This is a genomic window from Xanthomonas cassavae CFBP 4642, from assembly GCF_000454545.1.
Taxonomy (GTDB): Bacteria; Pseudomonadota; Gammaproteobacteria; order Xanthomonadales; family Xanthomonadaceae; genus Xanthomonas; species Xanthomonas cassavae.
Genome location: NZ_CM002139.1, coordinates 1,593,441 through 1,616,142, shown reverse-complemented (window position 1 = coordinate 1,616,142; position 22,702 = coordinate 1,593,441). Strand labels below are relative to the sequence as shown.

Below are 22,702 nucleotides of genomic sequence, written 5' to 3'. Positions count from 1 at the left end.
ATCTGCATCACTGCATCAATAACTGGCAGGGGCGGTAGGATTCGAACCTACGAATGCCAGGATCAAAACCTGGTGCCTTGGGCCTCTTGGCGACGCCCCTGCATCAAACCTGTAACGCGTCCAGTGCGTCGCGCAATGGCGAGTGCGCTGCACCCTCCACCACCCACGCCTGCAGGCTGCCCGGCAACTGCACCAGCGCCTGCTCTGCAGCAATGCGTGTGGCGAATTCGACGAAACAGCCGCTTCCCGACCCGGTCAAACGCGGCGTTCCGATCCTGGACAGTGCCTGGAACGCGGCCTCGACGGCGGGTTCCCGGCGCCGCAGGACCGGCTCGAACGCATTGTCGAGCAGAGAACCGGAAGCGAAGTCCGCTATTTTCGCGGGCGCAGCATCCCGCGTCAATTCCTCTGATTGAAATAAGGCGGGCGTTGGCACGTGAACGCCAGGATCCACCAGCACATAGGCCGCGTCTGCCAGCGTCATCGGGGTCAGCTGCTCGCCCACTCCCTCGGCCCAGGCGTTGTGCCCGCGCACGAACACCGGCACGTCCGCACCCAGCTGCAAGCCCAGCCCGGCCAGTGCATCCACCGGCAAACCCAGGCCCCACACGGCGTTGAGCGCGACCAGCACGGTCGCTGCATCCGACGAGCCGCCGCCGAACCCGCCACCGGCGGGGATGCGCTTGTCGACGCGGATCTCGGCGCCGGCCTGGGTGCCGGCGGCAAACTGCAGCAGACGCGCTGCCTGGACCACCAGATCGTCATCCTCGGCGACGCCGGGCAAACTGTCGCCGACACGCCGGATCCGGCCGTCATTGCGCAAACGAAGATGAATGGTGTCCCCCCAGGCCAGCAGCCGGAACACGGTCTGCAGCAGGTGGTAGCCATCGGCGCGTCGCCCCGTGATCTGCAGAAACAGATTCAGCTTGGCCGGCGCGGGCCACGCCGACCACCCTTCTTGCGCAGACATCAGGGCGAGACCGTCCATTGATCCACCAGCAGGCGGACCTTGGCGCTACCGTTATAGGCTTCGATGCGCTGCGGCAGCTCCGGCTGGCCATCGCCGGCGGGCGCCCAGGCCAGGAAATCGATGGTCCAGCCATCCTGTTGCACGGTGCGCGGGCGCCCGGCGGCGTCCAAGTCGACCCGCTGCGCGCCGGCCTCGGCGATCCGCAGCGCGCGCACCCAGTCCGCCATCTGGTTGACCGGAATGGTCCATCCTGTGGCTTCGCGCAGCACCTGCTCGGCATCCGGCCCGCTGCGCGGCCCGCCGTCCAGACCTTCGATGCGACCGGCACCGGTGTCACTGTCGCCGGTGAGCACCCAGCTCTGCCGGGTCACCGGTGCGCTGAGCTGGACGCGGTAGTGCGCGCCGTTCTGTTGCCAGTCGATGCGACCGCTGCCGCCGTCGCGGCCCTTGCTGATCGCCACCCGCCCCTGGAAGGACCACTGCGGATGCGCCTGCAGCCAGGCCTGACGCGCCGCTTCTGCGGTGCGCGCCGCATCGGAGACGCGCTCGACCACGGCCGCCCCGCCCCCCTGCCCGTGCGGCACGCTGACACAGCCGGATAGACCCAGCAGCACCATCCCGCTCAGGGCCAGCATGCGCAGCGAAACGCTCACAGGCCGAACTTTTCGATTGCGCGCTGCAGGGCACGGTTGTCCGGATCCAGCCGGCGGGCCTCATCGAAGTAGCGCCGCGCCTCGTCCTGCTTGCCGCTGACCCACAGCACTTCGCCCACATGCGCGGCGATCTCCGGGTCCTTGACCAGCGCCCAGGCGCGGCGCAGCTGCACCAGCGCTTCCTTGGTACGGCCCATGCGATACAGCACCCAGCCGTAGCTGTCGACGATGGCCGGGTTGTCCGGATCGGCGGTCCGGGCGCGGTCGATCAGCGCCAGTGCCTCCTTGTAGCGGGTGGTGCGGTCGGCCAGGGTATAGCCCAGCGCGTTCAGCGCTGCGAGGTTTTCGGGTTCGGCCACCAGGATCTTGCGCAGGTCGGCCTCGGCACGCGGCACGTCGTCGCGCCGCTCCCAGGCCAGCCCACGGGCGTACAGCAGCGCACCGTCGTCCGGGTACGCGGCCAGGCCACGCTCGAAAGCATCCAGTTCGCCGGCGGCATCGTTGGCACGCTGATGCAGCTCGGCTTCCAGCACATAGGCATCGCGGCGGGCGTCGTCGTCGGCGCTGGCATCGCCCTGCAGCGCGCGCACCTCGGCTAGCGCCTCGGGTTTGCGGCCGAGTTCATACAGTGCACTGGCGGCGCGCAGGCGCGCCTCGCTCAGCTGCGGGCCGCCCGGTACGCCGCGGTACCACTCCACCGCCTCGTCGTAGCGCTTGAGGAATTCGGCGATCTTGCCCAGCAACAGGCGACGGTCCGGGTCCGGCTTAGTCGCGTTGCTCTTGAGCTCGCCGTACAACGCTTCCAGCGCGCTGCGGTCTTTTTCCTTGGCCAGCATGGAAGCGCGCAGGCCGTAGGTCTGGGTGTCCTGCGGCCCGGTAGACAGCACCCGCGCAGCGGCTTCGGTCTGGCCCATGGCGTCATAGGCAAAAGCCAGCGCGCCGCGCAGTTCGGAGTCCTTGACGGCCTGCGGCTCGACATTCTTCAGCAGCGTCAGGGCCTCATCGTTCTTGCCCACCTGCTGCAGCTGGGTGGCGTGCAGCAAGGCCACGCGCGGCTCTTCGGGGAAGCGGCGCACCACTTCGTCGACAATGCGCTTGGCCAGCGCCGGGCGCTCCATGCGCAATGCGAGCCGGCCGAACTCCTGCCAGGCCTCGATCTGGTTGGGGATGGCGCCGGCCTTGACCAGGTCTTCGAGCACGTCGGCCGAGGCCTCCGGCTCGCGCCCGCCATTGGCCAGGGCGATCAGCGCGAAGCGCCAGCCGCGCGGGTCGGGCTCCTTGAGCAAGCCGAGCAGGTCGCGGCGCGCGGTGCGCAGATCATTGCGGCGCAAGGCCAGCGAGGCCTCGGTGCTGCGCATGGACATCGACGAGGGCGCGCGGGCGCGCCACAGCGCCAGCGCTTCGATGGCGCGCGGGTCGTCATTGGCCAGCATGGCGATGCGGGCGGCACGTTCGGCCAGGCCGGCATCGCCGGCTTCGGCCTTGGCGGCGTCCAGATAGGCGCGGGCGGCCTCGTCCAGCTGGCCGGCCTGCAAGGCGAATTCGCCTGCCAGCACGGGCTCCAGCGAGGAGGTGCCGGCGTTGCCGGCGGCGGCCGGCGCTGCTTTTTTCGGTGCTGCAGTGGCACTGGCGGAGACTGCGACCAGCAAAAGAACACACAGGATGCGAATCGGTACAGGCATCGGGGGCAACCGGGCCGTAAAATGGGGCCCTGAATGGCCGCCAGCTTATCGCAAGCAACTGAACATGACGTTGTGGGTGCTCGGACTGAATCACCAGACCGCACCTGTGGACCTGCGCGAACGCGCGGCGTTCGCAGGTGAGGCGCTGCCGCGCGCGCTCGAATCCCTGCGCGCGTTGCCGCAGGTGCGCGAGGCCGCATTGCTGTCCACCTGCAACCGCACCGAGCTGTATGCGATGGCCGACGATGCGCAGACACTGGCCGGCTGGCTGGATGCACAGGCGCCGGGATTGGGCGGCCATCTGTACCAGCACCAGGACGCCGCTGCGGTACGCCATCTGTTCCGAGTGGCGACCGGGCTGGACTCGATGGTGCTGGGCGAGCCGCAGATCCTGGGCCAGGTGAAGGACGCCTGGGCCGTGGCGCGCGCGCACGGCGCGCTGGGCAGCGGGCTGGATCGCCTGTTCCAGCAGACGTTCTCGGTCGCCAAGCGCGCGCGCACCGATACCCGCGTTGGCGCCAATCCGGTGTCGGTGGCGTCCACCGCAGTGCGCCTGGCACAGGAGTCGTTTGCCCGGCTCAACGAATCGACGGTGCTGCTGGTCGGCGCCGGCGAGACCATCGAACTGGCCGCCAAGCATCTGAGCGAAGGCCGGGTGCGGCGCCTGCTGATCGCCAACCGCACCCTCGCCCATGCGCAGACCCTGGCCAGCCAGCATGGTGGATACGCGCTGCCACTGACCGATCTGGAACGCCACCTGGCCGAGGCCGACGTGGTGTTTTCGGCCACCGCTGCGCGTGAGCCGGTGGTGACGCGGGCGCAGGTGGAACAGGCGCTGCGCGCGCGCAAACGCAAGCCGATGCTGCTGTTTGACCTGGCAGTACCGCGCGATATCGAAGCGTCGGTGGCCGAGCTGGGCGACGCCTACCTGTACACGGTGGACGACCTGGAGCGCGCGGTCGAAGACAACCGCCGCAGCCGCCGCGAGGCGGCCGACCAAGCCGAAGCCATCATCGACCTGCAGGTGGCGCGCTACGTCGAGACCGTGCAGGCCAACGCACGCCAGGCCCCGCTGAAGCGCTTGCGCGCCTTCGGCGACAGCACCCGCGACGAACTGCTGGCCAAGGCGCGCCAGCAATTGCACAACGGCAAACCGGCCGACGAAGTACTGGAACAATTGGCGCATGCGCTGACCAACCGCCTGCTGCACCCACCCACCGCCGCGTTGCGCGATGCCGCGCTCAACAACGACCTGGAACTGACCAGCGCAGCCGACCGGCTGTTCCCGGAAAAGCCCGGTTACCAACATCCCCCTGTAGCTACCCCGATCGTGAGGACCGATGACGCCGACCCTGCGCCGTAAGCTCGAAGCGCTGGCCGAGCGCCGCGAAGAACTGCAGCACCTGTTGTCCGACCCCGACGTGGTGGGCAACAACGACAGGTTCCGTACCCTCTCGCGCGAACTGTCGCAGCTGGAGCCGGTGGCGGTGGCACTGGAAGACGAAGCGCGCGCCAAGGCCGACCTGAGCGCGGCCGAAGCCATGCGCAACGATCCGGAAATGCGCGAGCTGGCCGAGGAAGAAATCGCCGCCGCGCAGGCGCGCCTGGAAGACCTGGACGCGCAACTGGCGCTGCTGCTGGTACCGCGCGACCCGCGCGACGACGGCAACCTGTTCCTGGAAGTCCGCGCCGGCACCGGCGGGGACGAAGCGGCGATCTTCGCCGGCGATCTGTTCCGCATGTACGCCCGCTATGCCGAACGTCAGGGCTGGAAGGTGGAGATCGAATCGGACAGCCCCGGCGAGCATGGCGGCTACAAGGAAGTGGTGGCGCGCGTGGTCGGACGCGGTGCGTACTCGCGGCTGAAGTTCGAATCCGGCACCCACCGCGTGCAACGCGTGCCTGCGACCGAGTCGCAGGGCCGTATCCATACCTCGGCGGCGACGGTGGCGATCATCCCCGAAGCCGACGACGTGGAAGAGATCGTGATCAATCCGGCCGATCTTAAAGTGGACACCTTCCGCTCCTCCGGCGCCGGCGGCCAGCACGTCAACAAGACCGAGTCGGCGATCCGCATCACCCACGTACCCAGCGGCGTGGTAGTGGAATGCCAGACCGAACGCAGCCAGCACGCCAACCGCGACAAGGCGATGAAGCGCCTGAAGGCGCAATTGGTGGAAGCCGAACGCAGCAAGGCGGCAGCGGCCGAAGCGCAGACGCGCAAGTTGCAGGTGGGTAGCGGCGACCGCAGCCAGCGCATCCGTACCTACAGTTTTCCGCAGGGCCGCATCACCGACCACCGGGTGGAAGGGCTCACCCTGTACGACCTGACCAACGTCATCGAAGGCGATCTGGATGCCTTGATCGGCCGGCTGACCCACGAGCATCAAGCCGATGAACTGGCGCGGTTGAGCGACAGCCCGTGAGTGCGCAGGTCCCGCGCGAGCTGCTGCAGCTGCGCGAGGCGGTACGACGCCAGCCGGGCGACTTCATCGCCTGGCTGATGCTGGCCGATGCCGAGCTCGGCATGGGCGCAATCGCTGCAGGCGAGGCCGCGGTACAACGCGCGCTTGCACTGCAGCCGGGCCATCCGGAAGCGGTGGCGCGGCTTGGCCGGGTGCGCTGGACACAGCAACGGCATGCCGACGCGGCAGCGTTGTTGCAGCAGGCATCGGACCTGGTGCCGCAGCATCCGGGCATCGCGCTGTGGCTGGGCCATGCGCTGGAAGACGCCGGCCAGCCGGAACAGGCCGCCGCGGCCTATGCGCGCGCGTACCGGCTGCTTCCCGACGAGCCATACATCGCCGCGCAACTGCTCACCTGGCGGCGTCGCCTGTGCGATTGGCGCGATATGGAGGCCCTGTCCACGCAAGTGCGTGCGGCAGTGACGCAAGGGGCTGCGGCGGTAGAGCCGTTCGCGTTCCTCAGCGAAGACGCCAGCGCGGCCGAACAGCTGGCCTGCGCACGGACCCGCGCGCAGGCCGTCGTGGCGATGTTGCAGCCCCTGCCGCCGGTGGCGCTGCGCCGCCAGGGCGCGTTGCGGATCGGTTTCGTCTCCAACGGCTTCGGTGCGCATCCCACCGGGTTGCTGACAGTGGCGCTGTTCGAAGCCTTGCTGCAGCGTCAGCCGGGGCTGCAGGTGCATCTGTTCGCCACCAGCCACGATGACGGAAGCGAGATCCGTGCGCGTCTTGCGCGTGCCACCACGCTGCACGACGTGGCCACGCTGGGGCATATGGAAGCGGCCTGGCACATCCGCGCGCACGGCATCGATGTGGTGTTCGATCTGCGCGGCTGGGGCGGTGGCGGACGGCCGGAAACGTTCGCCTTGCGCCCGGCACCGGTGCAGATCAACTGGCTGGCCTACCCGGGTACCTCCGGTGCGCCCTGGATGGATTACGTGCTGGGCGATGCGTTCGCGCTACCGCCGTCATTGGCGCCGTGCTACAGCGAGCAGATACTGCGTTTGCCTCGCGTGTTTCAACCGTCGGACACCTCGCGCACGGTTGCCGTGCCGCCCTCGCGTGCGGACTGCGGCCTGCCCGAGCATGGCGTGGTGCTGTGCTGCTTCAACAACAGCTACAAGCTCAATCCCCGCAGCATGGCCCGCATGCTGGCGGTGCTGCGCGCGGTACCGGGCAGCGTGCTGTGGCTGCTTTCCGGCCCAGGCCAGGCCGATGCGCGGTTGCGTGCGGTGGCACAGGCACAGGGCGTGGACACGCAGCGCCTGGTGTTCATGCCGAAACTGCCGCACCCGCACTATCTGGCACGCTACCGGCACGCGGATCTGTTCCTGGACACGCATCCGTACAACGCCCACACCACCGCCTCCGATGCGCTATGGGCAGGCTGCCCGGTGCTGACCACCCCGGGCGAGACCTTTGCCTCGCGCGTGGCCGGCAGCCTCAATCATCACCTGGGACTGGAGCAGATGAACGCGACCGATGACGCGGCATTCGTGGCCAACGCCATCGAGCTGGCGAACCATCCGGACCTGCTGGCTGATGTCCGCGCGCGTCTTGCCGAGCAACGACAGCGCAGCGGCGTTTTCGATATGGATGGATTTGCGGACGATCTCGCGGCCCTGCTGCAGGTGGTGGCGCGGGAGCGTGGTTGGTTGGGGGTTTAGAGCAGCCAACAGCGCTCCCTGTGCAGCTGACATGCAGTTGCCAGGCGCGCGGCGGATGATCGGCATTCTCATGTACCACTCGCACTCGGAGTCTGAAAGCGCTAGGCGCGCTGCTGGCAACTGCTCGCTACGGTGTGTCAGCTGCGCCCAATTGGTGCTTGGTAGCTGGTGAGAAACTGCGCTGAAGCGGTGTTGTGGGTCGCCATGGCCCTAGGCGTCGCAATTGACTACATGCAACGTCTGCGACGGTTGCGCGACCAGTTCGTCCAGGAACATTCTCCATGCGGCTTCGCCCGTACCCTCACCCCAACCCCTCTCCCGCAGGAGAGGGGCGTTGGTCCGCGTGCTGCCGCCTGGCCAGGCGAGGGGCGTTGGTCACCGCACTGCTGTCTGGCAGGAGGATGCGTTAGTCACGGTGCTCTCGACTTCACACCGCGGCGCTGTACCCGGCCCGCCAGGCTCGCTAGGCTTGGCGCATGCCATCGACTCCCGACTTCATACCCTTGCGCCTGTGCGTGCTGACCGTGTCGGACAGCCGCACCCTGGCCGACGATCGCTCCGGCAACTACCTGGCCGATGCCCTCACCCAGGAAGGCCATGTGCTGCACGAACGTGCGCTGTGTCCGGACGACCGTTACCGCATGCGTGCGATCGTGTCGGCCTGGATCGCCGATACGCAGATCGACGGTATCCTGGTCACCGGCGGCACCGGGTTCACCGGCCGTGACAGTACGCCGGAGGCGATCACTCCACTGCTGGACAAGCTGATGCCCGGCTTCGGCGAAATGTTTCGTGCGGTCAGCGTGGACGAAATCGGTACCTCCTCGCTGCAATCGCGCGCGTTTGCGGGGCTGGCCAATCACAGTTTCGTGTTCTGCCTGCCCGGCTCCACCTCGGCCTGCCGCACGGCCTGGGAAAAGATCGTGCGTGCGCAGCTGGATGCGCGGACCAAGCCCTGCAATCTGGCGACACTGCGTCCACGTCTGGGCGAATAGCCTGCGCGCTCCATCGCTGTTGGAACGCGCATGTCGCACCTGAAACGCAAGGCCTACAAGAAGTTGCTGGCACCGCTGCAGCTGGAGCTGGTCAACATGGCGCGCTGGCTGCGGCATACCAACCAGCGCGCGCTGGTACTGGTGGAAGGCCGCGACACCGCCGGCAAGGGTGGTGTGATCCAGGCCATCGCCAGCCATCTGAACCCGCGCCAGTGCCGGGTGGTGGCGTTGCCGACACCCAACGATCGCGAAAGCACGCAATGGTATTTCCAGCGCTATGTGGCGCACCTGCCAGCGGCCGGCGAGTTGGTGCTGATGGATCGCAGCTGGTACAACCGCGCCGGCGTGGAACGGGTGATGGGCTATTGCACCGACGCGCAGTACGACGCGTTTCTGGAGCAGGCGCCGCGCTTCGAACAACTGCTGGTCGACGACGGCATCCTGCTGTTCAAGTACTGGCTGTGCGTGGATCAGGCCGAGCAGGAACAGCGCTTTGCCGAACGCCAGGAAGATCCGCTCAAGGGCTGGAAGCTGTCGCCGGTGGACCTGCAGTCACGCAGCAAGTACGAGGACTACACCGCCGCGCGCGAGCACATGCTCGAGGTGACGCATACGCCGGACGCGCCGTGGACGCTGGTGGATTTCAACGACCAGAAGCGCGGCCGGTTGAGCCTGATCCGCAATCTGCTGGATCGGCTCCCGGACACCGCGGTGCCCGATGACACGCTGCAGCTGCCGCCCTTGGACGGCAAGCCGCACAAGGAACGCTACGGCGTGCTGGAACCGATCGACGATTACGCCGGCCAGTCCTGAGAGATCTCGTCGCTGGCCGCGGTGGCGCGCGGCAACGGATACAGGCCGGCCTGACGTTCGGCCTGCTCGGCCTGCAGCACCAGCTGGCTCAGGCGCTGATTGAACAGCTGCATGAAGCCGCGGTGCAGCGGGCGCATCGCTTCCATGTAGTCCACATCGTCGGCCTGCGGGCCGAGTGGGCTACACGAAGACAGCAACACTTCGTCAAGGCGCAGAGCACTGTCGGGCAGGCGCACCAGGGCGGCGCGGCGCAACCAGTCGCGCATGCCTTCGCGGTATTCGGCAGCCAGGATGTAGGCCACTTCGACCTGATCCAGGTCCACGTCCGGGTTCCAGGCCAGCACCTGGATCACCTGCGAGCGCTCATCCAGCATGCGGCTCTCGGCGACCAGGGCATGCAGCTGTTGCAACAGGCGCCACTGGATGCCGGCTGCATCGCGCTGCGTGGCCGGCATCGCCTCGATGGCCAGGGCCAGACGGCGCGCGAACAAGGCCGGTACGTCGGCCAGCACCGTCGGGCCGGCATCGGCGCCGAGCAGGAAACGTTCGGTGCGCAGCGCGGCCGTGTCGGGCAGATAGCCATCCTGCAGCGGACGCATCACGCCGTGATCGAGCAGCGACAGCACCACGTCCAGCCAGTAGCGGCGCTCCTGTTGCAACGCGCGATTGGCCGAGGCGTTCTGCCAGGCACCACGCACCTCATCCAGCCGGGCGATGCAGGCCTGGGCATCCATGCCGTCCCACGGCATGCGGGTGGCGTCGTTGGGGTCGAAACTTTCCGCACTGAGCATGCCGGCGCCGAAACGGTGCCAGGCCGCGCCGCGCTGGGCGCTGGTCGGGTCGAGCCTGGCCGCGCTCAGGGGGGCCGCAGCCGCCGGGCGCAGCAATGTTGCATAGGCATCGGCCCAGGACTCGGGCAGCCGCGCCGACAGCGGATAGCTGGCGCTGGGCGCACCCAGGCCACGTCGCGCCAGCCGCAGGCTCCACACCACCGCACCGATCACGATGCCACCGAAGGTCCAGGCCAGCAGCCAGCCGGCGGCCGCCTGCCCGGGACGCAGCACGCGCGTTTGCGGCTGCTGGAACAACAACCAGCCGATCCCCAGCAACGCGGCGAGATAGAGCCACGGCCCCCACTGCGCCAGGACACGCGAGGCGCCGTGGGCAGGCAGGTCGTGCCCGAGAGTGTGATCTTGAGATGGAGCAGCCATTGCATTCCCCTGAACGCCTGATCGCGTTGACAGGGTTATCGGCGAGGCAACCCAACTCTGTTGCCCCGCTGCGCTGGCGTGCGCTCAGCCAGTTACAAAGTCTTCAGACGGCTGCAGCGCACACGGCGTGCGCACTACCGCGGCGACGCTGGCCGCCGGTGGGCCCTGCCACAGCCAGCATTCCAGCGCGTCCAGCGCCGCCTCGTTGCCGGCCGCGACGACCTCCACGCTGCCATCGGCCTGGTTGCGCGCATGCCCGCGCAGCCCCAGCGCCAGCGCCTGCTCGCGGGTGGAGGCGCGATACCACACGCCCTGCACCACACCGCTGACCACGAAACGCGCGGCCTGCATCAGCCGGCCTTGCCGGTGATGCCTACCGCCGTTTCGATATCGCGCGCCGTGACCGGGCCCAGGAACTGCTTGGCCACCTTGCCGTCCGGGCCGATCAGGTAGGTCATCGGCAGGCCACGCGGCGTGGCGAAATCCTGCGGCGGCTGGTAGGGGTCGAGGATCGCCACCGGGTAGGACACCGGGTGGTCCTTCAGGAACGCCTGCATGTCTGCGGCGGTGATGTCTTCGTAGGCCAGGCCCACCACTTCGACGGTATCGCGCATGGTGTGCAGGGCCGACAACTCTGGCATCTCCTTCAGGCAGGGCGCGCACCAGGTGGCCCAGAAGTTGACCACCACCCACTTGCCGCGATGCGCGGCCAGGTCGTAGGTCTCGCCCGAGACGGTGGGCAGCGACAGCTTGGGCATCTGCGCGGTCTGCTGCACGACCGAGGTACCGGTGGCACCGGCAGGCCCCGTGGCGGCCGGTGTCCCGGCTGGCTGGGCAGGCGCTGCCGGCGCAGTGGCCCCAGGATCGGCAGCGGGCGTGCCCTCGCCGGTGGGCTTGCAGGCGGTCAGCAACAACAGCGGCAACAGCAGCGCACAGGCGCCGCGCACAAGGCGCACGGTCATGGAGGATCTCCGGGGAGGTGGGTGTAGAGGTCGCCGACCGGTTGCGCCAGCACGCTGCGCAACGGTTGGCGCAGCTGTTCCAGCGCGGCGGCGGCGGCCTGGCCGTAGGCGTCGTCGCGGCAGGGCAGCGGGCGGTCCTCGATCGGCACGCGCAACTGGCAGTTTTCGTAGAGCTCGGCCAGCGGCACCACGTCCAGGTCGCGTGCCAGCAGCCACTGGCCGCGTTCGTCGCGGCGCAGCAGGCGGATGCGCTTGAGCTCGCACAGCAGCTCCTGCATCAGCGTGTCGGTAAGCATGGGTTCCAGTGCCAGGATGCGGTCTTCGTCCAGGCCGTTGCCATGGCTGCGCGCCTGGCGGAACCGGCCCAGCAGGCGCAGCAGGCCGTAGATCTCAAAGCCGGGCGGCAGCCGCATGGCTTCGGGCTGGTAGCGGAAGGCCGACATCGACGAGGCCAGCGAGGCGCCCAGCAGCACCGATACCCAGCTCAGGTAGATCCACAACAACAGGATCGGCAACGCCGACAGCGCGCCGTAGATGCGCTGATAGGTCTGGAAATTGCCCAGATAGAAGCCAAAGCCCCACTTCACGATCTCCATCAGGATCACCGCCAGCAATGCGCCCGGCAGCGCATGCCGCAGGCGCACCGCATGCTGCGGCACCACCCGGTAGATCAACACGATGCAGACGAACTCCACCGCCATCGGCGCCAGCCGCCAGGCAAATTCGGCCAGCCATTGGCCTTCGGTGGTGCGGAACAGCGGCAGCGCGAACACGTAGGCGGCCATTGCCATCGAGGCGGCGGCCAGCATCGTGCCCAGCGTCAGCACCGTCCAATAGATCAGGAAGCGCGTCACCTTGGGGCGCGCAGCGGCCACCCGCCAGATGCTGTTGAAGGTCTGCTCGATGCTGTGCAGGGTGATCAGCAACGAGGCCACCAGCGCGACCATACCGGCCACGGTGAACTTGCCCAGGTCTTCCAGCGAGCGGTTGAGATAGTTCTGCACCGAACGCGCCGCGCCGGGCACGAAGTTGTTGAAGATGAAGTCGGTGAGCGCGTCCTTCCACTCGTTGAACGCGGGAAAGGCGGACAGTACGCCGAACACCACGATCGCCAGCGGCACCAGCGCAAATACCGTGGTGTAGGCCAGCGATGCGGCGGCCTGGAACAGGCGGTCATCCAGGAAACGGCGCCACAGGAAGCGCCCGAAGCTCACCGTCCGCGCGCGATCGTGCAGACGTTCTTTCCATTGGTGGAGTTTGTTCACACGCGCCATCGCGCAAGGGTACCCGATGCGCCGTCGTCGCGGCCTCACCGCAGCGGCGGCGTGCAGTGGGGCAGCGGCTTGGCCGATACTGCGGCAACTCACACAGGCGGTGGATGCGCGATGGCGGAGATTTTGGTGCTGTATTACAGCCGGGGCGGTTCGGTGGCGCGGCTGGCGCGGCAGATCGCGCGCGGTATCGGCGAAGTGCACGGCATGAGCGCGCGGCTGCGTACAGTGCCGCCGGTCGCCGCGGTCACCCAGACCAGCGCCCCCCCGGTGCCGGACGAAGGCGCACCCTACGTGGACCGCGCCGATCTGGCCGAATGCAGCGGCCTGTTGCTGGGCAGCCCCACCCGCTTCGGCAACATGGCTGCGCCAATGAAACACTTCCTCGACAGCCTGGGCGCCGAATGGGCCAGCGGCACATTGGCGGGCAAGCCGGCAGCGGTGTTCACCTCTACCGCCTCGATGCACGGCGGGCAGGAATCGACCCTGCTGTCGATGCACCTGCCGCTGCTGCACCACGGCTGCCTGATCGTGGGCATCCCGTTCACCGAAGCCGCGCTCAGCCATACCACCAGCGGCGGCACGCCGTACGGCGCCAGCCATGTGTCCGGCGCCAGCGGCGACCCGCAACCCAGCGAGGACGAAGCCCTGCTGGCACGCGCGCTGGGCCGCCGGGTGGCCGATGTCGCGCGGCGGCTGGCAACTCCGTGAGCGTGCGCGCCATGCATTGGCTGCTGAGCGCCGCGCTGCTGGCACTGGCAGCGTTATTCGCGGCCTGGTTTCACGACGACCCGCGGCCGCTCGCCGCGTTCTTCGTGTTCGTGCTGCCGGCCGCGCTGACCGGTGTGCTGGCGGTACGCAGCGCGCGTGCGCGTTTCTGGGCGGGCGTGTTTGCGTTGGGCTGGTTCAGCCACGGCGTGATGGCTGCCTGGAGCCAGCCGCAGGCACGTGCAATGGCATGGCTGGAACTGCTGCTTGCGCTGGCGGTCGTGGGCCTGGTGGGTGGCCCCGGCATGGCAGCGCGCTTCGGAGGCAAGCGCAAGGCGCGCTGACCGGCCGCCGTCCAGCCGCAGGCCATCTGCGCCGCGGCACGCTCCGCCGATAGCCACGCGTGAGCGCACGTTTTCGACACCCCTGCTGCTTGCCGCAGCGTCTGCGCTGCCAGCATCTTGGGCGGGCGGTATCATGGCGGCCCCGCGCGCGGCCTGCACCGCGTTGGCCCTACAGGATTGGCAGCAATGGAAGACCTTCTGATCGTCACCACCGGTGGCACGATCGACAAGATCTACTTCGACGACAAATCCGATTACCAGATCGGCGACCCGCAGATCGGCCAGATCCTCAAGGAACTGGGCGTGACCTTCCGCTTCTCGGTGATTCCGATCATCCGCAAGGATTCGCTGCACATCACCGAGGCCGATCGCGAACTGATCCGCGCCACCATCGCCGCCCAGCCGACCCGCCACGTGCTCATTACCCACGGCACCGACTCGATGGTGGAAACCGGCAAGGTACTGCAATCGATTCCCGACAAGACCATCGTGATGACCGGCGCGCTCAACCCGGCGCGCTTTCGCGGCTCGGACGCGGAATTCAACATCGGCTGCGCGGTGGGTGCGGTGCAATCCTTGCCGGCCGGCGTCTACATCGCCATGAACGGGCGCGTCTGGAACCCGCAGAAGGTACGCAAGAACGTCGCCGCCAACCGCTTCGAGTCGATCTGACGGCATGAGCAAGGCGACCCGCGCCACCCGTGCCCTGGACGCGGCGGGCGTGGCCTACGTGCTGCATCCTTACGACTACCAGGCCGATGCCGATGCCAAGGGATCGCAGGCGGCCACTGCGCTCGGCCTGGCACCGCAGACGGTGTTGAAAACCCTGATGACCTGGGTCGACGACCAGGCGGTATGCGTGGTGATTCCCTGCGACCAGCGCGTGTCGTTGAAGAAGCTCGCCCACGTGCAAGGCGGCAAGTCCGCCCGCATGATGGACGTGGCCGATGCAGAACGCCGCACCTGCTACAAGGTGGGCGGGATCAGTCCGCTCGGCCAGCAACGGCAGGCGCCGGTGCTGGTGGAAGCCGCAGCGCTGGACGCGCCGGCGCTCTGGGTCAATGCCGGCCAGCGCGGCTTGCTGCTGGAATTGCCCGGCGAACAGCTATTGCAGTCCCTCAGTGCACGCGCCTGCACACTGTGCGAATAGAAGCGGCCTACAAGACGATTGCGCAGCCGCCAGGCGGGTGCGATGGGCGCTCGGTGCGGCATGTACCACGCGTCCACTCCGGTACTGAGTGCGCCATCCACACCCACCTGACGGCTGCTCGTAACGTCTTGTCAGCCGCAATAAGTCGCGGCGATCGCACGACTGACGCAAGACTCAGTACGCCGCCGTGACACCGACTCCCGAAAACGCCAGCGTCGCCTTCAACCGCACGTAGTAGGTGCCCGCCGCCGGCATGCTCAGCGTGCAGCTGTCGGCATTGCCGGGCAGCATGCTGCGACAGCTGTACGCGCTGTCGCTGGGCAGGGCGCCGGCCCGCAGCGACAGATCGGCATTGCCGCTGCCACCGCCCAGCGTCACTTTCAGCGAACGCGTGCCCGCCGGCACGTTGACCTGGTAATACACCACGTCCGACTGTGCCGCGCTCACCCCCGTGCGCGTCACATTGCGGGCCAGCGTGGTCGACTCGATCACCGCCGCCAGTGCCCCGTCGGCATTCACCAAGCCTGCGCCGCAGCCCTGGGTGCAGGCAACCGGCAAGGGCCGTGCGCTGCTCTTGAGCAAGGCCTCGACCGTTGCCGGCGTGAGCGGGTTCAAGGCCACCGACTGCATCAACGCCACCACACCGGCCACATGCGGTGCGGCCATCGAGGTGCCGCTGTACGACGCATACGCCGCATTGCCCGGTACCGTGGTGCCGCTGTTGAGCGTGGAGACGATGGCCTGCCCCGGTGCTGCGATATCCACGCCCTTGCCGAAGTTGGAAAAACTGGCCTTCGCGCCGGCCGAGGTGGTGGCCGCCACCGCGATCACGTTCGGGCAGTTGGCCGGCACGCTGGTGGAGACATCCATATTGCTGTTGCCCGCGGCCACCACCACCGAACTGCCACGCGTCACCGCCGCGGCAATGGCGTTGCTCATCGTCGCCGAGCAACTGCCGTAGCCGCCCAGCGACAGATTGATCACCGTGGCAGGATTCGGATTGGCAGGCAGCCCGGTCACCTTGCCGCCCGCTGCCCAGACGATGGCGTCGGCGATATCGGACATGTAGCCACCACACCTGCCCAGCACCCGCAGCGGCAGCAGCTTGGCATTGAACGCGGTGCCTACCACGCCGCTGCTGTTATTGCCGACGGCGGCGACGATGCCGGCCACATGGGTGCCATGCCAGCTGGAGCTGGACGCGGACGCACCGGAGCCGCATTCGTTCGCAGCTGACCAGTCGCCCTGGTCGGCTGCGTTCGCGTCGCGTGCATTGCCGTCGCGGGCGGTTGCCGGATCGGTGATGAAGTCGTAGCCGGGCAAGACATTGGCGGCCAGGTCCGGATGCGCGGTGATGCCGGTATCGATCACCGCCACCACGATGCCCTTGCCGGTGGAACGGTCCCAGGCCGGGCGGATGTTGAGGCCGGCATTGCTGGTGCCCATCGCCCACTGCTGCGGAACGCCAGGGTCGTTGGGCACCAGCAAGGGACGCATCAGCACATCCACTTCCACCCGTTTGACCGCCGGGTCGGCAGCGAGCCGACGCATCAGGCTTTCCGCATCCACCCGATCAAGCGTGCGGTCGGCCACCAGCAGTATCGGGCCGGTGCTGAGCCGGCGCGTGGTCGACAGACCCAATGCGCGCCCCTGTCGTGCAGGCACGGCGCTGGCAATCTCGCGCCACGGTTCGGACAGCCCGGTGGCACGGCTGCTGCCGACACGGTCCTTGTAGCTGACGATGAAGCGTTGATGGGTGGAACTGGACGCCAGCCCTTGCAGGCTGACCTCGCCGGCAGTGGCATAAAACGTGCAGGACAACGCACAGACAAATGCAGCGTGGCGCAGCACGCCAACCGAGACATGCGACATGGATCACCCCTCCCCAAGGAGCTGAACATTCGGAGGACAACGCGCTGACGCCCTCTGCGACGCGCACTGCCCGATCGTGGGGCGGTTACACACGGCCACGCCTCACGTGGGCTGGCTATCGGCGTGCCATCTGCGGGTCTGAAGCGGCCGGAAGGCGGTGCCATGCGCTTTGTTCAGCCATTGCCGCAGCCGGTCGGCTAACGCCCAGGCGTGGCCAGGCTCCAAACGCACACTGCCCCGCCGAAGCGGGGCAGTGCGAAATTCAAAACACCGACAGGTCGGTGGGGACCGGCCCGACGGCGCTGCCGGCGGTCATGCCGGCAGCGCGCAGCTAGCATGGTGTCACGGGGTCTGGCTGACCGCACCCGCCGCGTTGACGATGCCGGCACCACAGCCGCCCGAGCAGGCGCCCGGCAACGGACGGGCAGTGTTCTTCAGCAGGGTTTCCACCGCCGCCGGAGTCAGCGGACGGCTCGCCGCCGACTGCACCAGTGCGACCACGCCGGCCACGTGCGGTGCCGCCATCGAGGTGCCGTTGTAGCTGGCGTAGCTGGCCGAACCCGGGGTGGTGGTGCCGCTGTTCAAGGTCGACAGGATCGCCGAACCGGGGCCGGAGATGTCGATGGTGCTGCCGAAGTTGGAAAAGCTCGACCGCGCGCCGGCCGAGGTGATCGATGCCACCGAGATCACGTTGGCGCAGCTGGCCGGGGTGAAGTTGGCCACGTTGGCATTGCTGTTGCCGGCCGCCACCACCACGGTGGTGCCGCGCGACACGGCTGCGTTGATCGCGTTCTGATACGTACTGGAACACGTACCGCTGCCGCCCAGCGACATGTTGATCACTTCGGCCGGATTGGCGTTGGCCGGCACGCCGGACACGCTGCCGCCGGAGGCCCACACGATCGCATCGACGATATCGGAGGTGGCGCCACCGCACAGACCCAGGGCGCGAATCGGCACGATACGCGCGTTGAACGCGGTGCCGGCCACGCCGCTGTTGTTGTTGGTCACAGCCGCGATCGTGCCGGCCACGTGGGTGCCGTGCCAGCTGGAATTGGCCGCTGCAACGCCGGAACCGCACTGGTTGGCGGCGCGCCAGTCGCCCTGGTCGGCCGGGTTGCTGTCACGGCCATTGTTGTCGCGCGCACGCGCGGCATCGCTGATGAAATCGTAGCCGGGCAGCACGTTGGCATTGAGATCCGGATGGCTGGTGATGCCGGTGTCGATCACCGCCACCACCACGCCGGTGCCGGTGGCAGTATCCCAGGCCGGGCGCACGTTGATGCTGGAGGCGGTGGTGCCAAAGCCCCACTGCTCGGCCAGGCGGGTGTCGTTCGGGGTCAGCGTGGGGTACATGATCTGGTCGACTTCGACGTAGTCCACGCTGGGATCGGCGGCGATGCGCCGCATCAGCGTTTCGGCCTCGGCGCGATCCAGGCCACGGGTGGCCTTGAGCACTTCCGAACCCAGCGCGGTGCGGCGCACATGGTTCAGGCCCAACGCGCGGCCGGCACGTGTCGGCACGGCGGTGGCGACCGAGTTGAGCGAGGCGCGCATCGAGGTCGGACTCACCGCCGGGCTGCTGCCGTCCTTGTACTTGACGATGAAGCGATCCAGCGTCGGCTGCGAATCCAAGCCGGACAGGTTGACCTGACCGGCAAACGCCGGCACGGCCAGCAGGGAGGTCAGCGCGGAAATACCCAGCACCACCAGTGCGCGTGCAGGTGCACGACGTTGCGACACATTGGACATTGATCGTTCCTCAGATTTTAAGAAGTGCCGCGGTTGCGGCGAGATGGCCGGCCGTCGCCGCAGACTGCGGGTCGGGCCGGAATGGACGGGCGATGGCGCCCGTCGAAACGACTGACCGGTGTCCATCCCGGCCGAGCGGCAATGCGCCGCCTGCGCCGGCCGCAAGGGCCAACGTGGGCGAGACATCGCAGATGGGGTGGCGCGGTGCCTGCGCTGCCTGGCGCATGCCCGGACAGCGCAGACCGCGTCGAGCGGCAGGCCTTAGAGCGGCTACCAAAACGCGCAGTAGTTTTGTTAGCTGCTCTTAGTAGCTGGCCCGCAGGGTCACGCCAGAGAACGTGCTGAACGCCTTGACCCGCACGTAGGTGGTGGTACCGCTGTTGAGCGCGGACAGGATGGCCGAACCCGGCGCGGACACATCGATGCCGGCACCGAAATTGGAGTAGCTGGCCTTGGCGCCGGACGAGGTGGTTGCCGCAACCGCAATCACGTTGTTGCAGTTGGCCGGCAGCGAACCGGACACGTTGGCCGAGCTGTTGCCTGCAGCTACCACCACCGTGGTGCCACGGGATACCGCACCATTGATGGCGTTCTGCAAGGTGGTCGAACAGGCGCCAGCGCCGCCGAGCGACATGTTGATGACCTCGGCCGCATTCGCCGACGACAGCGTCGGCACTCCCGAAACGGTGCCGCCCGACGCCCAGATGATGGCATCGGAGATATCCGACAGCGAACCGCCGCACTTGCCGAGCACGCGCACCGGGATCACCTGGGCGCCATAGGCAGTACCGGCCACGCCACTGGAATTGTTGGTCACCGCGGCAACCGTGCCGGCGACGTGGGTCCCATGCCAGTTGGAGGTTGCCGCCGGAATGCCCGTGCCGCACTCGTTGGCGGCATACCAATCACCCTCGTCGGCGGGATTGCTGTCGCGCCCGGTGCCGTCGCGCGCGGTTGCCGCATCGCTGATGAAATCGTAGCCCGACAGGATGTTGGCGTTGAGGTCGGGATGGCTGGTGATGCCGGTGTCGATGACCGCCACGCGCACGCCGGCACCGGTGGATTTATCCCATGCTGAGCGGATGTCGAGGCCGGCATTGGTGGTGCCGAATGCCCACTGTTCGAACAGGCGGGTGTCGTTGGGGGTCAGCATGGCGTGCAGGATCTGGTCAACTTCCACGCTCTGCACATTGGGGTCGGCGGCCAGCTGGCGCATCAGGGTTTCGGCTTCGGCGCGGTCCAGCGCGCGATCGGCCTTGACCAGTTCCGGCCCCAGCGCCAGACGATGGACCGGGCTCAGGCCCAGCGCCTTGCCAGTCCTGGCCGGTACCGCGCGGGCGGCGGCACGCAGCGAGGTGGTCAGCGCACTCGGGTTGGCCAGCGCGGTGCTGGCATCCTTATAGGTGACGATGAATTTCTGGTGGGTCTGGGCGATGGCAAGGCCGTCCAGATAGACCTCACCGGCAAGCGCAGGCGTTGCCAGCAACAGGGAGATCAGCGCGGTGGCGCTGAGGACGGTAAGCATGCGAAGACGCTTGCGGGACGACGGATTCGACATCGAATTCCCTTCCAATCAGAGAGATACGCCTAAGCGGTCAATTCCGGCGCCGCCTTCCGTAGGTCAGCGCCGGATCCCCGAATCGAGCCCTTGTTATCGATCCGTTCAGCGAACTTATCTCACTAAAAACGAACTGGACAATACGAAATCGACACTTTTGAAACCTAAATATCAGTTTTGTGACACAAATCAGATCTGCTCAGCCCGCTTGCGGCGTCCTTGACCTGATGAAGACGTTTTCTGCTGCATGGCGGGCCAAAAAAAACCCCCGTGTTGCACATGGGGGCCATTTTTTTGACGCTGTATGTCGGCTTACGACAAACGCACCAGCCAACCGTGACGGTCCGGCACACGACCGTACTGGATATCGGTAAGCTCCTGGCGCAGCGCCATGGTCACCTCGCCCGCTGCCGCCGCCGGGTCGCCCACCGCAAATCCGTCGCCCTTGAGCTCGCCGATCGGCGTGACCAAGGCAGCGGTGCCACAGGCAAAGACCTCGGCGATCTCGCCGGAGGCCACGCCCTGCTTCCACTCGTCGATGGCGACCTTGCGCTCGACCACGCGCATGCCACGATCGCGGGCCAGCTGCAGGATGCTGTCGCGGGTGATGCCTTCCAGGATGCTGCCGGACAATTCCGGCGTCACCAGCGTGCCGTCCTTGTAGACCAGAAACACGTTCATGCCGCCCAGCTCTTCAATGTACTTACCCTCCACCGGGTCCAGGAACAGCACCTGCGAGCAGCCCTGGGCCTGGGCCTTTTGCTGCGGCAGCAGGGAAGCGGCGTAGTTGCCGCCACATTTGGCCGCGCCGGTGCCGCCCTTGGCCGCACGCGCGTACTCGGTGGACAACCAGATCGACACCGGCGCCACACCCTTGGCGAAATACGGGCCGGCCGGGCTGGCGATCACGTAGTACGAGGCCTTGTGCGCGGCGCGCACGCCCAGGAAGGCCTCGTCGGCGATCATGAAGGGGCGGAAATACAGGCTGGTCTCCGGTGCCGACGGCACCCAGCCCCCATCCACCGCCACCAGCTGGCGCAACGATTCGACAAACAGGTCAACCGGCAATTCCGGCAGCGCCAGACGGCGCGCAGAGCGTTGCAGGCGCTCGCCATTGGCCTGCGGGCGGAAGGTCCAGATCGAGCCATCGGCATGCCGGTAAGCCTTGATGCCTTCAAAGATTTCCTGGCCGTAATGCAGCACCGAGGCGGCCGGATCCAGCTGCAGTGGGCCGTAGGCACGCACCTGCGCGTCATGCCAGCCCTGCGCGTTGTTCCAGGAGATGGCGACCATGTGGTCGGTGAAATGCAGCCCGAAACCGGGCGCGGCCAGGATCACGGACAGTTCGTCGGCACTGCGCGGCGACGGAGAACGGGTGGAAGCGAAGGACACGGACACCGGTAGATTCCTGTATGGCGGGCGAAAGGACGCAGCGCCACATCGTGGACATGGCGCGTGACGATCAGAGCATGCCGGTCTCGAGACGGGCCGCTTCGGACATCATATGCCGGCCCCATGGTGGGTCGAACACCAGCTCGACATCGGCCTCGGCAATGGTCGGGATCATTTCCACCTTGCTGCGCACGTCGTCGACGAGGATCTCGCCCATGCCGCAGCCGGGCGCGGTGAGCGTCATCTTGACGTCCACCCGGCGCTGATCGTCTTCCTCGCGATGGCTGACCACCGCCTCGTAGACCAGGCCCAGATCGACGATATTGAACGGAATTTCCGGGTCGAAACAGGTGCGCAGCTGCTGCCACACCAAGGCCTCGACCTCTTCATCGCTGGCGTTGTCGGGCAGTTCCAGCCCCGGCGGGGCCTCCTTGCCGATCGCATCGCCGTCCTTGCCGGCAATGCGGAACAGATTGCCTTCGACAAACACGGTGTAGCTGCCACCCAGTGCCTGGGTGATATAGCCATAACTGCCTGCGGGCAGGGTCACCGAATCGCCCTGCGGCACCATGACGGCATCGCAATCGCGTTCGAACTGGACGGGTTCGCTGCTACGGGAATACATGGGCTGGATATGGGGCCGCGCCGGACGCGCGCAAGTCGGCCATTCTAGCCGACCCAGGCGCCTGCCCTGCGGCGCGCGCGGCCACGTGGGGAGATGCTGCATTCCATCCGGGCACGCCGACCGCGCAAAGCCTGCGATGCGCTCTATCATGTCGGCACTGTCAGGAGTTCCAATGCCGCCCACGTCCGCGTCCGCCAGAACCGCCCACTGGCTCTGGCCCCCGCTCCTGCTGTTGGGATGCGTCACCGCCCTCATCGCCTGGCTGCTGATCGCCCTGGCCCTTGGCAACCAGGCCGGCTGGATGGCGGTACCGGTCGCCCTGGAAGCGGCCTGGATGCTGCGCCTGGGCACCCTGCGCGGCGGTCCGTTGCGGATCGGCCTGGCGGTGATCGCGACTGCGATGGTCATCGTCTGCGTCAACTGGGGCATCGCCTCGGCCCAGCTCGGCGGGCCGCTGGGCCTGGATCCATGGAGCTCGGCGCAGAAGATGGGCCCAGGGCTGGCCTGGACCCTGCTGCAACTGGCCAACAACGGTTTCGACCTGCTGTGCTACGCCGCCGCGCTGATCGTGGCATGGTGGGCGGCGCGTTGAGTCGGGCGAGATTGTCGAAGTAG

The 22,702-nt window shown here is 67.5% G+C and carries 20 protein-coding genes, 1 tRNA gene, 1 other RNA gene and 2 pseudogenes; 11 read left to right on the top strand and 13 right to left on the bottom strand.

Going from position 1 to position 22,702, the window contains the following annotated elements:
- Positions 1-23: 23 nt before the first annotated feature.
- The 4 genes from XCSCFBP4642_RS0107125 to XCSCFBP4642_RS0107110 all read right to left on the bottom strand — a co-directional run bounded on the left by XCSCFBP4642_RS0107125 (position 24) and on the right by XCSCFBP4642_RS0107110 (position 3,305).
- A tRNA-Gln gene (locus tag XCSCFBP4642_RS0107125) sits at positions 24-100 on the bottom strand.
- A gap of 3 nt (positions 101-103) precedes the next feature.
- A complete protein-coding gene (ispE, locus tag XCSCFBP4642_RS0107120) occupies positions 104-988 on the bottom strand; it encodes a 4-(cytidine 5'-diphospho)-2-C-methyl-D-erythritol kinase (protein WP_029219209.1) in 885 nt (294 codons plus the stop codon).
- Positions 970-1,605 carry a lipoprotein insertase outer membrane protein LolB gene (gene lolB, locus XCSCFBP4642_RS0107115; protein ID WP_425480183.1) on the bottom strand — a complete coding sequence of 212 codons (636 nt, stop codon included), beginning with the start codon at positions 1,603-1,605 and terminating at the stop codon, positions 970-972. The genes ispE and lolB overlap by 19 nt, the downstream gene beginning before the upstream one ends.
- 14 nt (positions 1,606-1,619) lie before the next feature.
- Complete coding sequence (locus XCSCFBP4642_RS0107110) at positions 1,620-3,305, bottom strand: tetratricopeptide repeat protein (protein WP_029219207.1); 1,686 nt, start codon at positions 3,303-3,305, stop codon at positions 1,620-1,622.
- Positions 3,306-3,369: 64 nt separating this feature from the next.
- Here XCSCFBP4642_RS0107110 and hemA point away from each other — a divergent pair, with 64 nt between their 5' ends.
- From hemA to ppk2, 5 genes are all read left to right on the top strand, one after another.
- Positions 3,370-4,668 (top strand): glutamyl-tRNA reductase, encoded by a 1,299-nt coding sequence (hemA, locus tag XCSCFBP4642_RS0107105; RefSeq protein WP_029219206.1) that lies wholly within the window; start codon positions 3,370-3,372, stop codon positions 4,666-4,668.
- Positions 4,646-5,731, top strand: a complete 1,086-nt coding sequence (prfA, locus tag XCSCFBP4642_RS0107100) for a peptide chain release factor 1 (RefSeq protein WP_029219205.1) — start codon at positions 4,646-4,648, stop codon at positions 5,729-5,731. Before hemA ends, prfA begins: the two co-directional genes overlap by 23 nt.
- Positions 5,728-7,434 (top strand): O-linked N-acetylglucosamine transferase, SPINDLY family protein, encoded by a 1,707-nt coding sequence (locus tag XCSCFBP4642_RS0107095; RefSeq protein ID WP_029219204.1) that lies wholly within the window; start codon positions 5,728-5,730, stop codon positions 7,432-7,434. Before prfA ends, XCSCFBP4642_RS0107095 begins: the two co-directional genes overlap by 4 nt.
- Before the next feature lie 476 nt (positions 7,435-7,910).
- Complete coding sequence (gene moaB, locus XCSCFBP4642_RS0107090; RefSeq protein WP_029219203.1) at positions 7,911-8,429, top strand: molybdenum cofactor biosynthesis protein B; 519 nt, start codon at positions 7,911-7,913, stop codon at positions 8,427-8,429.
- A 30-nt stretch (positions 8,430-8,459) separates the two neighbouring features.
- A complete protein-coding gene (gene ppk2 / locus XCSCFBP4642_RS0107085; protein WP_029219202.1) occupies positions 8,460-9,242 on the top strand; it encodes a polyphosphate kinase 2 in 783 nt (260 codons plus the stop codon).
- Here the strand turns inward: ppk2 and XCSCFBP4642_RS0107080 are convergent.
- The 4 genes from XCSCFBP4642_RS0107080 to XCSCFBP4642_RS0107065 all read right to left on the bottom strand — a co-directional run bounded on the left by XCSCFBP4642_RS0107080 (position 9,224) and on the right by XCSCFBP4642_RS0107065 (position 12,689).
- Positions 9,224-10,453, bottom strand: coding sequence for a hypothetical protein (locus tag XCSCFBP4642_RS0107080; protein ID WP_029219201.1), 1,230 nt, complete (start codon positions 10,451-10,453; stop codon positions 9,224-9,226). The genes ppk2 and XCSCFBP4642_RS0107080 overlap by 19 nt on opposite strands.
- A gap of 84 nt (positions 10,454-10,537) precedes the next feature.
- Positions 10,538-10,804, bottom strand: a complete 267-nt coding sequence (locus XCSCFBP4642_RS0107075) for an acylphosphatase (RefSeq protein WP_029219200.1) — start codon at positions 10,802-10,804, stop codon at positions 10,538-10,540.
- A complete protein-coding gene (locus tag XCSCFBP4642_RS0107070; protein WP_029219199.1) occupies positions 10,804-11,415 on the bottom strand; it encodes a TlpA family protein disulfide reductase in 612 nt (203 codons plus the stop codon). Before XCSCFBP4642_RS0107070 ends, XCSCFBP4642_RS0107075 begins: the two co-directional genes overlap by 1 nt.
- Complete coding sequence (locus XCSCFBP4642_RS0107065) at positions 11,412-12,689, bottom strand: YihY family inner membrane protein (RefSeq protein ID WP_029219198.1); 1,278 nt, start codon at positions 12,687-12,689, stop codon at positions 11,412-11,414. Before XCSCFBP4642_RS0107065 ends, XCSCFBP4642_RS0107070 begins: the two co-directional genes overlap by 4 nt.
- A 51-nt stretch (positions 12,690-12,740) precedes the next feature.
- Between XCSCFBP4642_RS0107065 and wrbA the strand changes: the two genes are divergently transcribed.
- The 5 genes from wrbA (at position 12,741) to XCSCFBP4642_RS26585 (ending at position 15,025) form a co-directional block, all read left to right on the top strand.
- Positions 12,741-13,397, top strand: a complete 657-nt coding sequence (gene wrbA / locus XCSCFBP4642_RS0107060) for an NAD(P)H:quinone oxidoreductase (RefSeq protein WP_029219197.1) — start codon at positions 12,741-12,743, stop codon at positions 13,395-13,397.
- On the top strand, positions 13,394-13,738 hold the full coding sequence (locus tag XCSCFBP4642_RS0107055; protein ID WP_029219196.1) for a DUF2069 domain-containing protein: 345 nt from the start codon (positions 13,394-13,396) through the stop codon (positions 13,736-13,738). The genes wrbA and XCSCFBP4642_RS0107055 overlap by 4 nt, the downstream gene beginning before the upstream one ends.
- A gap of 186 nt (positions 13,739-13,924) precedes the next feature.
- Positions 13,925-14,410, top strand: coding sequence for an asparaginase domain-containing protein (locus tag XCSCFBP4642_RS0107050; protein ID WP_029219195.1), 486 nt, complete (start codon positions 13,925-13,927; stop codon positions 14,408-14,410).
- 4 nt (positions 14,411-14,414) lie between these two features.
- Positions 14,415-14,888, top strand: coding sequence for a Cys-tRNA(Pro) deacylase (gene ybaK / locus XCSCFBP4642_RS0107045; RefSeq protein ID WP_029219194.1), 474 nt, complete (start codon positions 14,415-14,417; stop codon positions 14,886-14,888).
- Between the two features lie 60 nt (positions 14,889-14,948).
- Positions 14,949-15,025: non-coding RNA, sX9 sRNA (locus tag XCSCFBP4642_RS26585), on the top strand.
- 37 nt (positions 15,026-15,062) lie between these two features.
- Here the strand turns inward: XCSCFBP4642_RS26585 and XCSCFBP4642_RS0107040 are convergent.
- The 5 genes and pseudogenes from XCSCFBP4642_RS0107040 to sufT all read right to left on the bottom strand — a co-directional run bounded on the left by XCSCFBP4642_RS0107040 (position 15,063) and on the right by sufT (position 22,087).
- Positions 15,063-16,760 carry a S8 family peptidase gene (locus tag XCSCFBP4642_RS0107040; protein WP_029219193.1) on the bottom strand — a complete coding sequence of 566 codons (1,698 nt, stop codon included), beginning with the start codon at positions 16,758-16,760 and terminating at the stop codon, positions 15,063-15,065.
- A 354-nt stretch (positions 16,761-17,114) separates the two neighbouring features.
- Positions 17,115-18,512, bottom strand: a pseudogene (locus XCSCFBP4642_RS0107035) (S8 family peptidase); the annotation flags it as partial.
- A 307-nt stretch (positions 18,513-18,819) separates the two neighbouring features.
- Positions 18,820-20,070 (bottom strand): annotated as a pseudogene (locus tag XCSCFBP4642_RS24240) (S8 family peptidase); the annotation flags it as partial.
- Positions 20,071-20,382: 312 nt separating this feature from the next.
- Positions 20,383-21,468: a branched-chain amino acid aminotransferase gene (locus tag XCSCFBP4642_RS0107025; protein ID WP_029219191.1), complete on the bottom strand. Its 1,086-nt coding sequence runs from the start codon at positions 21,466-21,468 to the stop codon at positions 20,383-20,385.
- A 64-nt stretch (positions 21,469-21,532) separates the two neighbouring features.
- On the bottom strand, positions 21,533-22,087 hold the full coding sequence (gene sufT, locus XCSCFBP4642_RS0107020) for a putative Fe-S cluster assembly protein SufT (protein WP_029219190.1): 555 nt from the start codon (positions 22,085-22,087) through the stop codon (positions 21,533-21,535).
- 172 nt (positions 22,088-22,259) lie between these two features.
- Between sufT and XCSCFBP4642_RS0107015 the strand changes: the two genes are divergently transcribed.
- Positions 22,260-22,679, top strand: a complete 420-nt coding sequence (locus XCSCFBP4642_RS0107015) for a hypothetical protein (RefSeq protein WP_029219189.1) — start codon at positions 22,260-22,262, stop codon at positions 22,677-22,679.
- Positions 22,680-22,702: the final 23 nt, after the last annotated feature.